General features: G+C 54.8%; 10 protein-coding genes. 4 read left to right on the top strand and 6 right to left on the bottom strand.

Going from position 1 to position 14,208, the window contains the following annotated elements; all coding sequences use genetic code 11:
- Nucleotides 1-34 precede the first annotated feature (34 nt).
- The 5 genes from D0B88_RS05010 to D0B88_RS05030 form a co-directional block, all read right to left on the bottom strand.
- A complete protein-coding gene (locus D0B88_RS05010) occupies nucleotides 35-433 on the bottom strand; it encodes a hypothetical protein (protein WP_151055601.1) in 399 nt (132 codons plus the stop codon).
- Nucleotides 434-818: 385 nt separating this feature from the next.
- Nucleotides 819-1,403: a hypothetical protein gene (locus tag D0B88_RS05015; protein ID WP_007638603.1), complete on the bottom strand. Its 585-nt coding sequence runs from the start codon at nucleotides 1,401-1,403 to the stop codon at nucleotides 819-821.
- Between the two features lie 390 nt (nucleotides 1,404-1,793).
- The gene (locus D0B88_RS05020; RefSeq protein ID WP_007638595.1) at nucleotides 1,794-2,627 is read right to left on the bottom strand and encodes a CPBP family intramembrane glutamic endopeptidase; all 834 of its coding nucleotides are present in this window, start codon (nucleotides 2,625-2,627) and stop codon (nucleotides 1,794-1,796) included.
- A 40-nt stretch (nucleotides 2,628-2,667) separates the two neighbouring features.
- Nucleotides 2,668-4,227 (bottom strand): serine hydrolase, encoded by a 1,560-nt coding sequence (locus D0B88_RS05025; protein ID WP_151055603.1) that lies wholly within the window; start codon nucleotides 4,225-4,227, stop codon nucleotides 2,668-2,670.
- Between the two features lie 196 nt (nucleotides 4,228-4,423).
- Nucleotides 4,424-6,610, bottom strand: a complete 2,187-nt coding sequence (locus D0B88_RS05030) for a di-heme-cytochrome C peroxidase (RefSeq protein ID WP_151055605.1) — start codon at nucleotides 6,608-6,610, stop codon at nucleotides 4,424-4,426.
- A 287-nt stretch (nucleotides 6,611-6,897) separates the two neighbouring features.
- Here D0B88_RS05030 and D0B88_RS05035 point away from each other — a divergent pair, with 287 nt between their 5' ends.
- The 3 genes from D0B88_RS05035 (at nucleotide 6,898) to D0B88_RS05045 (ending at nucleotide 12,363) form a co-directional block, all read left to right on the top strand.
- Nucleotides 6,898-7,215, top strand: a complete 318-nt coding sequence (locus D0B88_RS05035; protein ID WP_151055607.1) for a DUF4156 domain-containing protein — start codon at nucleotides 6,898-6,900, stop codon at nucleotides 7,213-7,215.
- A gap of 220 nt (nucleotides 7,216-7,435) precedes the next feature.
- Complete coding sequence (gene ppk1 / locus D0B88_RS05040; protein ID WP_151055609.1) at nucleotides 7,436-9,499, top strand: polyphosphate kinase 1; 2,064 nt, start codon at nucleotides 7,436-7,438, stop codon at nucleotides 9,497-9,499.
- 242 nt (nucleotides 9,500-9,741) lie between these two features.
- Nucleotides 9,742-12,363 (top strand): cellulose binding domain-containing protein, encoded by a 2,622-nt coding sequence (locus D0B88_RS05045; RefSeq protein ID WP_151055612.1) that lies wholly within the window; start codon nucleotides 9,742-9,744, stop codon nucleotides 12,361-12,363.
- 69 nt (nucleotides 12,364-12,432) lie between these two features.
- On the opposite strand, the gene D0B88_RS05050 is transcribed toward D0B88_RS05045, so the two are convergent.
- Nucleotides 12,433-13,302 carry a YicC/YloC family endoribonuclease gene (locus tag D0B88_RS05050; RefSeq protein WP_151055614.1) on the bottom strand — a complete coding sequence of 290 codons (870 nt, stop codon included), beginning with the start codon at nucleotides 13,300-13,302 and terminating at the stop codon, nucleotides 12,433-12,435.
- 164 nt (nucleotides 13,303-13,466) lie between these two features.
- Between D0B88_RS05050 and rph the strand changes: the two genes are divergently transcribed.
- Nucleotides 13,467-14,189, top strand: a complete 723-nt coding sequence (gene rph, locus D0B88_RS05055) for a ribonuclease PH (protein WP_151055616.1) — start codon at nucleotides 13,467-13,469, stop codon at nucleotides 14,187-14,189.
- The last annotated feature ends 19 nt before the right edge of the window (nucleotides 14,190-14,208 follow it).

Here is a 14,208-nt window from a genome sequence, read left to right on the forward strand (position 1 = left end):
CAGTGCGCAGGTTTCCGTGATTGCGCCGGCTAGCTTACTTGTTATTCACGTTTTTGGCGCGTACTAACCATACGGTCACGAGTGCGGCCAAGAGTAGCATTATGGGCAGGGATTCAGGCTGGCGCTCGTCACGGCTATGGGGTTGGGCGACGTAAAAACCGGGGTTTGCCGCCGGTGCCGCGGGGGTAGTCGCTGTAGCAATACTGGCGGCGGCGACCACGGCGGCATCTAAGTAGCCGTCATTGTTTGCGACAGCTACTGTGTGGGGTTGTATGGAAAAACAATCAACTCGGGTGTCTGTATCAGGGGTGGCCAAACAATCCGCATAGGCGGCGTAGCTGTGGGTCGAGATCAAGGCCGCAAGGCTAAATAGCAAACCCAAGGCTGTGCGGGCGGCAACTACAAAAGCCATATTGTGATACTGGTGAGCCATGTCCGTTTTCCTGCTGGTGCGGTGGTATTTGTGAATGTAGCAGCTAAAAAGAGTGATGCAAGTCACGTTTTCGTGGCTTGGTGAGCATGGATTTTAGGTTAAATGTGAATTTAGGCGCCAAGTTGTTGATTTTGTTGAAACACTTGCGCCCTGACAAAAAACATCCTTATCGCCAGCTATAAGCAAATAAATGCAAATAAAAAAACGATCCAGCAATCAGGTCGTACCGACTATTGATGCGGACCGCCAAATCGTCGCAACGGATAACCAAGCAAGGCAGAAAACCGGTTTGGCGGGCATAAAAAAACCGCCGTAGGGGTACGGCGGTTTTGGGTGGCTAAAGTATCAACATTTACGGGCAATCAATCCTTGCGGTAAACACCCATTATTCGGTTTGGGTGGTGCGTGCACGCGACAGCCCCAGGAATGCCAAACCAATCAGCATCAGTACAATAGAGCCAGTGTCGGGAACCCGGGTCACGGCGCCACGCACGTAATAGCTGATGTGGGAAACGTCCTTAATCTTATCATCAGGTTTCATATCAAACTCGGGTTCACGGAAGGGTGACTCCCATGTCCCGCCGGTAGCGCCGTCAGCTGCCAGATAACCCACCAAGGTAGTGCCCGCGCCGTCCTTGAATATCAGCATCAGGTTGCTGTAGTTGTCCCATACGCTGGCATCCACTGCCCAATTGCCACTTTGGCCTGAATTATCGTCGTATTCGTCTTTATCCAAAAACAGCCAGTCGTCGAAACTAAAAAATTCCTCAGCATTTACTGTTATTGGATCGGTGTTGAGGAAGTCCTGAGTCGCGCTGGTGCTCCTTTCACAGTCGGTGGTATTGGTGACGAGCGCCAAGGTACTTGCATCACAGGCTACAGTGCCCGCCTGTACAGAGCCACATACCAGCGCGCTGACCAAAGCGAGTGTTGCCAGTGGTAAAACGGAAAAGCGATTCCAAGTGTTCATGATTAAATTCCTTCCGCTAGTTGATTGAACGTTCAAGCTAAGCTGTGATTTATCTCACACTTTGGTTTAGCAATTTACGCGCCATATAAATGGCTGTTTTGCGGGTTGGGTTAAGCCTCTGTATTGGTGGGGTTTTTATTGCAATATGAAGGAGTTAGCAAAAAAAGTGGCGCGTAACTCGACAAAAAAATCGACGCGGAAATCAGCATTAAAGACTGGGGTTTTTAACGCCAAAAGTGATCAAAAACGGTTTTCAGTGTGAGGGTATCTAAGGCGTGAATCGCTTAGCATAAAAACAGCTCAAAACGGCGCTTTTGCCATTGATCCGCGATGGCGGTGAGTGCGTAGGGCGAGGGTGAATATGTAAAAAAAACCGGCACGGCAGGCCGCTTACCAAAGTTCGACCGGCCACTGCCCTTTGCGCAACAAGGCGGCTATATCCATGCTCAAGGCGACACCTGCATGTACCAAAACCCCGCCCCAAATAGAGCGCGATTGCAGTGCCAAAATACCGAGGAAGAGGCCAAATAAAATCGCCCCCGTTGCCTCCAGCCAGAGTTTGGGAAAGTGAATCATCAGGTAGGGGACACACATCACCCACACGGCATTGGCGCCAATTGCCGGGCGCAGGGCGTTCACCATAAATCCACGGAAAAAGAATTCCAGAAAGATGAACTGGCTTATATACAGCAGTTCCCATAGCAGGAAATCCAACCAGCTGCGCCCGGCTTGGTTGTAAAAGGGGTAATGGTTGACGAAGTCCTCGCCCAGGCTGACCAGTACCACAAAGACCAGAATCGGGCTGAGTAGCAGCAAATAACCGCGCCAATGCTGGCCGACTTGATTCCAGCGCCAGCCGAAATCGACCATTTTTTCGTTGAACAAAAAACGGATCACCAGCCAGGGAATAACAATAAACGCAAACAGGTGGCAGCCAGTCCACCAGATATAACCCGCCAATTCCAGCCAGCCGCTGGCCTCCAGCGCGCGCAGGTAATAACCCGCATCCTGCAATTGCCATTGCCCCAAGCGGGCAAGCAGCTCGTGCAAATTTACCGAGTAGCGGCTGTAGTTGAGGATCAACAGGCTCACGCTGACACAGGCCAGCACCGTAAAAACCCGGCGCAAAGCTGCGGGGCGGCTCAATTGGTAGGAAGGTGATTCGGCATCGATGGTATCCAGCGCCTGCAAAATGCGGCGCGGGTGCAAGTTGGCCAGTGCCATAGTTGTCCCTCGGCGATAGCGGTGAAGCCTTGAGTCGCGGTTATTGTTTTTTGGCGCGGGCCGCCTGTTGTGCGCGCTCGTGCATATCTAAAAATTTGAAGATTACATCGCGCGCCAAACGGGTTTCCGAGTTGGAGAGGAACACCATGCCGATTTGCAGCTCGCGGTTAAATACCATCTCGGTGCGGAAGCCTTTGACGTGGCCGCCGTGATGTACAAAGTTTTTGTTGCGACCGTAATCAAATACGCGCCAGCCCAGCCCATAGGCGGTATTGCCCACGGCTTTGCGCACGCCGTAGTAGTTCTGCTCGGGTGTGTTTTTGGTGACTCGCGACTGAATGGGTTTGAGCACGGCGAGTGGGAGGGCATCCTGACGGCGACCTACTTGCCCCAGCAAAAACTTGGACATATCCACAATACTGGCATTCACCCCGGCAGCCGGGGCAACTTTGTACCAGTTGGCCACCACGGCCGTGGGCACCCAGCGGTTGCCATTGGCGATATGCGGCGCGGCGCGGTTGGGCGAGGCGTTGTAGCTGTTCAAACCGTAGGAAGCGCTGCGCATCCCCAAGGGTTCAAATATTTTTTTGCCGACGTAGGACTCAAAACTCATGCCCGATTTCTGTTTGATCATATCCCCCGCGAGGCTGTAGGTGACATTCTGGTAGGCGTAACACTTGCCGGGCGGGCAAACGAAGTTCACATAACGCAGGCGGTTCACCACATCGGCATAGTTCATGTTTTGGTCGATATAGTGGCTGTAAGTGTGGCGCGGCAACCCCGATGATTGGCTGAGCGCATGGCGCAGGGTCAGCTGCTTGCCGTATTTGGCATTTTTAAAGCTGACTTTAGGCAGTACCGAGGTAATGGTGGTATCCCAGCTGATACCACCTTCATGCACCAGCACGCTGGCGGCGGTAGCGGCTACGGGTTTGGAGAGCGAGGCCAGGCGGAATACCGTATCGGGGGTGACTTTCTCGCGGGTGCCCGCGCGGCGCACACCGTAGCCCTGCAGGGATTTAATCTGCCCGCCCGAGACGACCACAATCGCCACGCCCGGTACAAAGGGCGCAATTTTCTTCGCCACATAATCCTCAAACTCTGCCACAAATGCCTCGGGGTGGCCGCTTGGGTAGCGCGGCGCTTTGATCGGCGCGGTAGTCACCAGCGGAATGTTCGCGGCAGGTTCGGGCGCCGGTTTTGGCGGTGCGGTTTTGGCAACGGCCGGTGTGGTACTGGCGGGCTTGGCGGCTGCCGATGAAGCCGGAGGTTTGGTGGCAAGGGGAGCCGCGGGGCGACTGGAGGACTGCGCTTGGGAGGCGGCAACCTGGGCTCTGGGAAGGGTGAGCGGAATGGGAACCGGTTCTGGCGCGGCAACACTGGAGGCTGCCGCCGATGAGGCTATTGGGGCGGGCGCCGTCTGGGTGAATTGGGTGGTTTGCAAGCCGTGGGCGGATGGCTCTGCCGCCGTGGCTACAGCGCTGGCGCTGGCACTACTGTGCTGCTGGAAGGGCAGCGCTATGGGCACAGTCACCCGCTTGGTGCTGGCCAGGGTGGTCGCGGACGCGAGCGCCAGCAGCAGCGCAACCAGGGGTGGCATGCTCGGCAGGCGGAGATTTTTACAGCGCTTACTGATGGTTAACAACATATGCCGTCGGGCAACTCAAATTAGGGTAATCCACATACAACAACGCCACCCTGCTCACGCCCGCCGCAAGTGCCGGGCGTGAAGAGAGTGGCGTTATCGTTCCTTTGACCAGTGCAGTAGCAACAAAGTTTTGGCTAGCGCACCTTAACTACAAGGTTTTTATGTATTCGACTAAATCCCAGCGCTGGTTTTCCGTCAGCGGTTCCTGCTGCTGACCTTTAACCGGCGGTGAGTGGATGGTGCCGTATTCGTGACCTGAATTAAAGTCGCCGCGCTTGTCGGCCTTGAATTCAAAGCCGGGGTATCCCTCGCTGCGCAGGCCGATTTTGATCGGGTCAAACTCGCGGCTGCCCACCATAAACTGATTGGGGCGGTATTCTCCGTCCTCCGGATCACCCGGACGCTTCACTGGCAACAGCAGGTCGTAAATACTGGGCACCGAGCCATTGTGCAGGTAGGGCGCCGTCGCCCAAATGCCATTCAAGGCTCGCGCTTTGTAGGATAGCAGCGATTGATAGGGTGCCGCGGTAGTATCCGCCAGATAGTTGCCGGATTTTACACTGGCTTTGATTTCATTATCAAAAAAGGATTTGGCCATTAAATAGAGCCAGTCCAGGGTGCGGCGCGGCAGCCACTTATCCGGGTCGGGTTCGGTGGCCACTTCACCCATGGTGGCGGCAGTCAGAATCTGCACCACTGGCGCGCGGTCTTTAAGTACCAGTGAACCCACACTCTCACTTTGATAGGTGTTTTTAAAGTTACCGGAATAGCCCGTGTAATTAACGCTGTTTTCGGCCATGGCCCGGTCAGTGCCCACCACATCGATATTGGACATGTCGGCCACCAGGATGCGATCCCGGTCGGTGCGATCCGCCACTTCATGGCAGGACTCACAATACTCGGCATAGAGTTTACGCCCGCGGCGGACCTTGGCGTAGTCGATGCGCCACTCGGGCAGTGCGCCAAATACCGCATTGGCCTTTTGCTGCTCCGGGTTTTTGGTGTGGGTTTCAATCGTCGGCCAGACCGGTGAGGTCAGGCTTTTAAGGTGCGATTCCAGACGCGACAGGTTCACCATATCAATCGAGGAGGAAAAGTCGATTTGGTAACTTTTGCTGCGCTGACCGGTGAGCAGGGACGACAAGGTCCAGCCGCGCTTGTGGGCGGTCCAGTCCAAAATGCCGAACACACCAATCACTTCCCCGGTATTGCGCCCAAGCGGCCCCATGCCCGCATTGCTCGCCAAGCCATTCCACTGCACATAGTCAGACTGGGCGATGTCCCATAAAAAGGGGTAGCTGACGGGGGCGTTAGGTTCGTTGAAGATCAGGGCCTTGATGCGCTCCATATCTACCATGCCGAGGCCGGGGTAGCCGTCATCGGTAGACATCAAGCGCTCGATAATTTTGGCAAACTGTAGGTCGCCAATAATGGTCTCGCTGATCTTGTACAGCACCTTGTCCACCTGTGCGGCGGTCATGAGGTTGGTATCGCCATCGGCTTTGGTGGCGCCGATGAGTACATCGCGCAACTGTTTGCGGCTGATCACATGCTCCAGCACCCGGTTGTAGATGCGCCCAAAGGCATCGAGGCGCGCATAACCGTAGTCGACACTGGAGTGGTTAATAGTGTTGTAGAGGTTAATTTTGCGGGTCCAGCGTTTGAGGTCGCTCTGCACATCCTCCGCGCGGCTGTAGCTGTTATTCAGCGTCAACACCTGCTGTACAAAGCGCTGGTTTTTTTCCGCGTCGGTGAGCGCGCGGGTCATGCTTTTTTCCAGCTCGGTGAGAAAACCCACCATATCAGCCAGCGCCGGGCCACCGTCGATCCGGATGGCCGTACCTTTGTAGTTAACCTGACCCGTGTGGCAGGCGGCGCAGGTAAACCCGACGTAATCCTTGCCTTTATAGCTCTCTTTGACAAAGCCGACCGGCAGGCCGTCGGGGTTGAAGAAAGTGGGTTTTTGCGGCAGGTAGCGGTATTTGTCGATCAGGCTATTGGCGCGAAACGGCTCGTTGAATTCGGCCTGTTCCAGGGCGATAAAAAAGTCGTAGGGAATCAGTGCCGAGCCCTGGGTGGTGTTGTAGTACCAGAGGCTGTCGTTGGCGCTCCAACCCTGATCCAGGTAGATGGGGGTGGAATAGTTCTCGCCAAACGTGCCGTTCTCTACCGCCAGCGCACCGCGCACCGGGTCGTCGTCCCATTTTTGGTAGAGTTTGCCAATGGCAAGAGTGATTGACATAAAAATACCCAGCACTGCCAACAGCTTGATTAGCCGCCACAGATTTTGCCGGTTGAACAGGTGATGACGGGCACCTTGCGGTGATGAACCCATGGGTAAACTCCTCTTTAGGGATTGTCCTATCGCTGAATCTGATTATTGGTCGTGCAACACGGGGGTGACGCATATTAGTCACAGCGCGGCAGCGGGGCCGGATGCGCTAGCGCTAAAGATACTACTGCCGATAGCGATTGCCCAAATTTATTATCTTTGATGCCACAGGCTTGCGCGCGGCAAGGCTTGCAACCCTGACGCGCTGGCATTAGTGTAGCCGCGAGTTTTTGGTCGTTGGCTAGTATCTGACCAGCGACTACCCCACCATCACTTGCGAGGATCTGCTTATGAAAAAAATGTCTCTGTTGGCTGTAGCCCTGGTATCACTCACCAGCGCCTGTACTTGGGTGAAAGTGAATGAACAAGGCAGCAATGTGGCGGTTGCCAACGCCGCTAACGTACGCAGCTGTGAAAAAGTCCGCACCGTGAATGTAAAAGTGAAAGATAACTTTGTTGGCTCTATGAAGCGCGACCCTAACAAAGTGGCCACTGAATTGACCAACATGGCACGCAATGAAGCCAGTTCATTTGGTGGTGATACCATTGTTCCGGCCAGTCTGGTGAACAATGGCCGCCAGAGTTTTGATGTATACAAGTGCAACTGATTCGTCGCTGATTCCCACCAGTGGATCAGTCACCAAGGCCTGCAAGTGCAGGCCTTGTTTTTCCTTCCCGCCGCTATTTTTCATTCTCACCTAACGGCCCCGCCGCAGCGATTCTTTGCTAGTGTTACAACAGGAACACTACTGTCTTATTTCTGTCACACAATTGCCATAATCTGGCGCAACTTATTGGCTTCACATGAATCGTGTTACGAGGTACAAGGTGGATAACGCCTATTTCAACCGCGAGCTGAGCTTGCTCGAATTCAACAAACGTGTTTTGCATCAAGCCTATAACCGCAGTTTGCCACTGCTGGAGCGGCTGCGATTCCTGTGTATTTTTTCCACCAATCTCGACGAATTTTTTGAAGTGCGCGTGGGTGGCCTGGTAGAGATTCTGGAGCGCAATGCGCCCCCAACCCAAGGGCCGGACGGCCTGACCCAAACCCAGACGCTGAATGAAATTTCTGTGCGCGCCCATCAATTGGTGGATGAGCAGTACCGCATTCTGAATGAAGAAGTGGTGCCGGCGATGCGCGAAAACGGCATCTCTGTGCTGCGCCGCGACGAGTGGACACCTGAACAAATTGTGCATTTAAAGCAGGTGTTTCTATCCGAAGTGCTACCGGTACTCAGCCCCATCGGCCTGGATCCGGCGCACCCCTTTCCGCGCATCCTCAATAAAAGTTTGAATTTTATTGTGCGCCTCGACGGCAAAGACGCGTTTGGGCGCAACTCCGGCCGCGCCATAGTGCAGGTGCCGCGCTCGCTGCCACACATTGTCGAATTGCCCAAAGAATTAGTCACCCAAGGGCGCGCATTTGTTTTTGTCTCCTCCATTATTCATTTTTTTATGGGCGAGATTTTTGTGGGCATGACGGTGATGGAAAGTTACCAGTTCCGCCTCACCCGCAACTCGGACATTTTTCTCGATGAAGAGGAGACCGATGACTTGTTGCGCGCGGTGCAAGGTGAACTTGCCTATCGCCAATATGGCGACGAAGTGCGCCTGGAAATTACCGACACCTGCCCCGGCGAGCTGGAGCAGTTTTTATTGCAGCGCTGCGAAATTAAAGAGCGCGATTTGTATCGCATAAATGGCCCGGTGAATCTCAATCGCTTTGCCGATTTATTTGAATTGATCAAAACCCCGCAACATTATTTCAAACCTTTTGTGCAGGCCATGCCCAAACTGCCCAAGCGCAACAATTCGTATTTTGAAGTGTTGCAGAAGCAGGATATGTTGCTGCATCACCCCTTTGATTCGTTTCAGTGTGTGGTGGATTTTTTACGCGAAGCCGCTGCCGACCCCCAAGTGCTGGCGATTAAACAAACGCTTTACCGCACTGGCTCCAACTCACCGATTGTGGATGCCTTGGTTGCCGCTGCCAAAGCGGGCAAAGAGGTGACCGCGATTGTGGAATTGCGCGCGCGTTTTGATGAAGAACAAAACGTGGCACTTGCCGAGCGTTTACAGCGTTTTGGTATTCACGTGATTTACGGTGTGGTCGGTTTTAAAACCCACGCCAAAATGATTTTGGTCGCGCGCCGCGAACAGACCAAACTGCGTTATTACGTGCATTTGGGCACCGGCAACTATCACCCGCGCACCAGTAAAATTTATACCGACTATGGTTTGCTCACCTCGGATAAAGATTTGGGCGAAGATGTCTACCGCGTATTTTTGCAATTATCCAGCATGGGCAAAGCGTCCAAAATGGAATCGCTGTTGTATGCGCCATTTACTCTGCACAAAGGTATGGTGCGGCGGATTCGCACCGAAAAAGAAAATGCCGAGCAGGGCAAACCCGCCCATATCATCGCCAAAATGAATTCACTTTATGATGAAGAATTGGTGAACGAATTGTATGCGGCCTCGCAGGCCGGCGTGAAAATTGATTTGATTGTGCGCGGTGTATGTCAATTGCGCCCCGGCGTAAAAGGGCAATCGGAAAATATCCAGGTGCGCTCGATTATCGGCCGGTTTTTGGAACACCATCGCGTGTTTTATTTTGAAAATAACGGCAACCCGGAACTCTACTGCTCCAGTGCCGACTGGATGGTGCGCAACATGTTTCATCGCGTGGAAACCTGCTTCCCGATCAAACACAAAAAAATCCGCGACCGTATTTTGGAAGACCTGGATTTATACCTGCGCGACAATACCCACGCCTGGATTCTGCAAGAGGACGGCAGCTACCTGCCCACGCAACCCAAACAGGGTGAAGAGACAATTGATGCCCAGGCGATCCTGCTGGAGCGCTGGTCGGCGCACGTCGCGAGTTGATTTAACTTTATCCTCCGCATTACCCGCTGATTGGCTGATTCCAAAGCCAGTCAGTGGTAATTTTTATTTGTAAAAATCACTTCAATACACAAAATCCTGTGCATGCCCAGTTCACATTTTGCACAATTTGTGGCGCTGAAAATCGGTTTGGCGTACAACAGCGCTTCGCTATAAATCAGATTTATATAACCTCGACAAGCCCTTGCGGCACTCCTAATAATCAATAAGTCGAGATTACAGTCATGGAACAATCACAGATCGCCCCGTCGCAGCCCATCCATTTACCCACTATTGATCCACCGCCGCCTTCGCGCCGATTGCCTAAAATGCTGCGGAATTGTGTATGTGCCGGCCTTATCGGGCTTGCGGCGGCGCCCGTTTTTGCGGCGCGCCAAGCGGAATATCTGGATCGCGGTGTCGTTGCCCTGCCCGCAGGCAATGGCGTGTTTATCAGTTGGCGCATGCTCGGCGATGACCCGGCGGCGGTTGGTTTTAATGTCTATCGCAACGGCAGCAAAATCACCGCCACGCCCATTACCAACAGTACCAATTACCTTGATAGCAGTGGCACCACCAGCGCGGCCTACACCATTCGCCCGGTAATAAACGGCGTCGAATATGCAGCTAACGCGGCCAAAGCGACCTGGTCAAACCCCTATCTTGCAGTGAATTTGAATCGCCCGAACGGTGGCACCACGCCCAGCGGCGAGGCTTATACCTATTCCCCCAATGACTTGAGTGTGGGCGATCTGGACGGCGACGGGCAGTATGAAATTGTTGTGAAATGGGACCCCTCCAACGCCAAGGACAACTCCCAAAGCGGCTACACCGGCAATGTGTTTATCGATGCCTACGAGATGAACGGTACCCAGTTGTGGCGTATTGATTTGGGCCGGAACATTCGCGCCGGCGCCCACTACACGCAATTTATGGTGTACGACCTGGATGGCGACGGCAAAGCCGAAGTGGCGCTGAAAACCGCCCCCGGCACCCGCGACGCTGCAGGCACAGTGCTTGGCGCCAGCAATGCCAACACCGATTACCGCAATAGTAGTGGTTATATTCTCAGCGGCCCTGAATATCTCACCGTATTTAACGGCCAGACCGGTGTCGCCATGGCAACGACGGATTATTTGCCCGCGCGCGGCACGGTCAGCAGTTGGGGCGATAATTACGGCAACCGGGTGGATCGGTTCCTCGCTGGCGTCGGCTACCTGGATGGCACCCGCCCCAGCCTGATCATGGCGCGCGGTTATTACACCCGCGCGGTACTCGTCGCCTGGGACTGGCGCAACGGCCAACTCACCCGCCGCTGGACATTTGACAGCAATAGCAGCGGCAATGGCGCCGCTGCGGGCCAAGGCGCCCACAGCCTCACTGTGGGCGATGTGGATCAGGACGGCAGGGATGAAATCGTCTATGGCGCCGCCACTATTAACGACAACGGCACCCTGCTCTATTCCACCGGCCTCGGCCATGGCGATGCGCTGCACTTGAGCGATTTCCTGCCCAGTCGCCCTGGCTTGGAGGTGTTTATGGTGCATGAATCGCCCAGTAGCTACGGCAACCACGGCGTGGAAATGCACGACGCCAAAACCGGCCAGATCATCTGGAGTTTTCAGGGCGGTGGCGATATCGGGCGCGGCGTGATTATGGATATAGACCCACGCACCCCGGGTGCCGAGAGCTGGGCCAGCGCCGGTGGTATCAATTCGGCGACCGGCAGCCAAATCACCACCAGCAAACCGGCCTCGATCAATTTTGCCGCCTGGTGGGATGGCGACCTGCTGCGCGAACAACTCAATAACACCATGATCGACAAGTGGAATTACAGCAATAACAGCAGCTCGCGCCTGCTCACCGCCTACAACTATGGCGCCGCTTCCAACAACAGCACCAAAGCGACACCGGGGCTCTCGGCCGACCTATTGGGTGACTGGCGTGAAGAGGTGATCTGGCGCCACGAAAACAACAGCCAACTGTTGATCTTCTCCACCAACACTATCACTTCCCATAAGCTGCGCACGCTAATGCACGACAGCCAGTACCGCACCGCCATCGCCTGGCAAAACGTAGGTTACAACCAGCCGCCGCACCCCGGTTTTTTCCTCGGCGATGGTATGGCGACACCGCCTGCACCGGATCTGTATTTTGTCGGCACCAACCCCAACGCTGGGCCGGTAAGTAGCGGCTCATCCAGCAGTTCAAGTTCTGTGGCGCCCGTAGCGGTCACCCTCGGGGGCAGCGCCGGCAATGGTCAAGTTGCGCTCAGTTGGTCTGCGAGCGGGACGATTAGTGCGATAGAAATCTATCGCGACACCGATGCCGACCCCGCCGGGCGTACGCGCATCGCATCGCTCGCCGCCAGCACCCGCAGCTATACCGCAACTGATCTCAGCAATGGCACAGCCTATTGGTTCTGGGTGAAATACACGGCGAATGGTGTGTCATACAACTCCAATGCCTTCAGCGCTACACCCACTGCCGGTTCCAACAGCAGTGCAGTCGTCACCAGCAGTGCGCTTTCCAGCGTCGCCTCAAGTTCGGCTTCCAGTGCAGTGAGCGGGGGCAACTGCAGCTACATCGTCAGCAACAACTGGGGTTCGGGTTTCACCGGCACCATCCGCATTACCAATACGGGCACCAGCGCAATCAACAACTGGAATGTGAGTTGGAACTACAGCGGCAGCACGCGCATCACCAGCAGCTGGAACGCAACCCTCAGCGGCAACAACCCCTACAGCGCCACCCCCGCCGGCTGGAATGCCAGCATTCAACCCGGCCAGTCAGCAGAGTTCGGTTTTCAAGGAACCCACTCCGGCACGGCAGAAATCCCCGTGGTAACGGGTTCAGCGTGTAATTAATTTTTCCGCCCAATAAAAAGGCCGATGGTGTTTGCCATCGGCCTTTTTATTGGGTGGGCGACAAAAAATTTATTCGATATTTTGGATCTGCTCTCTCATTTGCTCAATCAGAACCTTCAATTCCACCGCCGCTTGGGTGGTATCGCTCACAATACTTTTGGATGAGAGTGTATTGGCTTCGCGATTTAATTCCTGCATCAAGAAGTCAAGGCGGCGGCCTAAGGAATCGGTTTGTTTGAGGCTGCGTTTGACTTCGATAACGTGGGTGTCCAGGCGATCCAATTCTTCGTCCACGTCGGCTTTTTGCGCGAGTAAGACAATTTCCTGTTCCAGGCGCTCCGGGTCTAATTCCACTTGCAGGGCGCTGAGTTTAGCTTGCAGTTTTTCGCGCTGTGCGGCGAGGATTTCGGGCATGCGCGCGCGCACTTTTACCACTCGTGTGGAGACGCTGTCCAAGCGGCTGAGGATCAGCTGTTCCAGTTCTGCGCCTTCGCGCGAGCGGTGTTCGATTAACCCTTCCAGGGCGCTGTCGAATAATTCGAGCGCGGCCTGGTGCATGGCGTCGCGGTCCAGCTCCTGCTTTTGAATCACGCCCGGCCAGCGCAAAATTTCCAGCGCATTTACTGGCGCTGCAACATCGCCCAGCAAGCCGTTGATTTGTTGTGCAGCTTTGGTGAGCTGCGCGACTTTGGTGAGGTTCAGGCCTAATTCGTTTTCACCTTCTTGCTCCCAGTGCACGTTCAAACTGGCTTCGACTTTACCGCGCTGCAGCGCTTTACGCATGGCGTCGCGCAGGTGCGGTTCTATTTCGCGGAAATCCTCGGGCAGGCGGAAGCTGGGTTCAAGGTAGCGGTGGTTGACGCTGCGAATTTCCCAGACGAGGGTTCCCCAGGGAAGTTTGGCTTCGCGGCGTGCGAACCCGGTCATACTGCGTGGCATAGTAAATCCTCTAAAGGCGCGGGCTGGGCGATCAATGCTGGTCTTGTCGGCCCTTGAGCTGGTAGAGTTCCCGCGTAAATTAATTGTCATAACCGATGCGGGATCTTATCACAGCCGCCCGCTTTACCTTTTAAAGTTCCCTTTTTGCAGTAAGGATTCAAGCCATGCAACGCCCTAGCGGTCGCACTCCCGACCAGTTACGCCCTGTTCGTATTACCCGCCATTACACCAAACACGCTGAAGGTTCTGTGTTGGTGGAATTTGGCGATACCAAAGTGATTTGTACGGCCAGTGTGGTCAATTCAGTGCCACCATTCTTACGTGGTCAGGGGCAGGGTTGGCTCACCGCCGAATACGGCATGTTGCCGCGCTCCACCGGCACGCGTATGGATCGCGAAGCCGCGCGCGGTAAACAACAGGGGCGCACGGTGGAGATCCAGCGTTTGATTGGCCGCTCGCTGCGTGCCGCGGTGGATTTAACCGCGCTGGGTGAAAACACCATTCATATTGATTGCGACGTTATTCAGGCCGATGGTGGCACCCGCACCGCGTCCATCACCGGTGCCTGGGTCGCACTGGCGGATGCGATTAACTTTCTCAAAGCGCAAGGCAAGGTGACGGGTGAGCCGCTCAAACGCGGTATTGCGTCTATCTCAGTAGGGATTTACCAAGGTGTGCCGGTGGTGGATTTGGACTACCCCGAAGACTCCTCCGCCGACACTGATATGAACCTGGTGCTGGGCGATGATGGCGGTATTATCGAAATTCAGGGCACTGCCGAAGCCGAACCCTTCAGCGAGGCGGAATTTGCTGCCATGTTGAGCCTGGGCAAAAAAGCCATTGCGGAGTTGCATGCCTTGCAAAAGCAAGCATTGAGTGCCGGTTAATGACGAAGTGATAAAAAGG

It is taken from the genome of Cellvibrio sp. KY-YJ-3 (assembly GCF_008806955.1).
Taxonomy (GTDB): Bacteria; Pseudomonadota; Gammaproteobacteria; order Pseudomonadales; family Cellvibrionaceae; genus Cellvibrio.

Coding starts and splice junctions, on each gene's coding strand:
- D0B88_RS05010 (WP_151055601.1), bottom strand. CDS start 433: ATGGCTCACCAGTATCACAATATGGCTTTTGTAGTTGCCGCCCGCACA.
- D0B88_RS05015 (WP_007638603.1), bottom strand. CDS start 1,403: ATGAACACTTGGAATCGCTTTTCCGTTTTACCACTGGCAACACTCGCT.
- D0B88_RS05020 (WP_007638595.1), bottom strand. CDS start 2,627: ATGGCACTGGCCAACTTGCACCCGCGCCGCATTTTGCAGGCGCTGGAT.
- D0B88_RS05025 (WP_151055603.1), bottom strand. CDS start 4,227: ATGCCACCCCTGGTTGCGCTGCTGCTGGCGCTCGCGTCCGCGACCACC.
- D0B88_RS05030 (WP_151055605.1), bottom strand. CDS start 6,610: ATGGGTTCATCACCGCAAGGTGCCCGTCATCACCTGTTCAACCGGCAA.
- D0B88_RS05035 (WP_151055607.1), top strand. CDS start 6,898: ATGAAAAAAATGTCTCTGTTGGCTGTAGCCCTGGTATCACTCACCAGC.
- D0B88_RS05045 (WP_151055612.1), top strand. CDS start 9,742: ATGGAACAATCACAGATCGCCCCGTCGCAGCCCATCCATTTACCCACT.
- D0B88_RS05050 (WP_151055614.1), bottom strand. CDS start 13,302: ATGCCACGCAGTATGACCGGGTTCGCACGCCGCGAAGCCAAACTTCCC.
- rph (WP_151055616.1), top strand. CDS start 13,467: ATGCAACGCCCTAGCGGTCGCACTCCCGACCAGTTACGCCCTGTTCGT.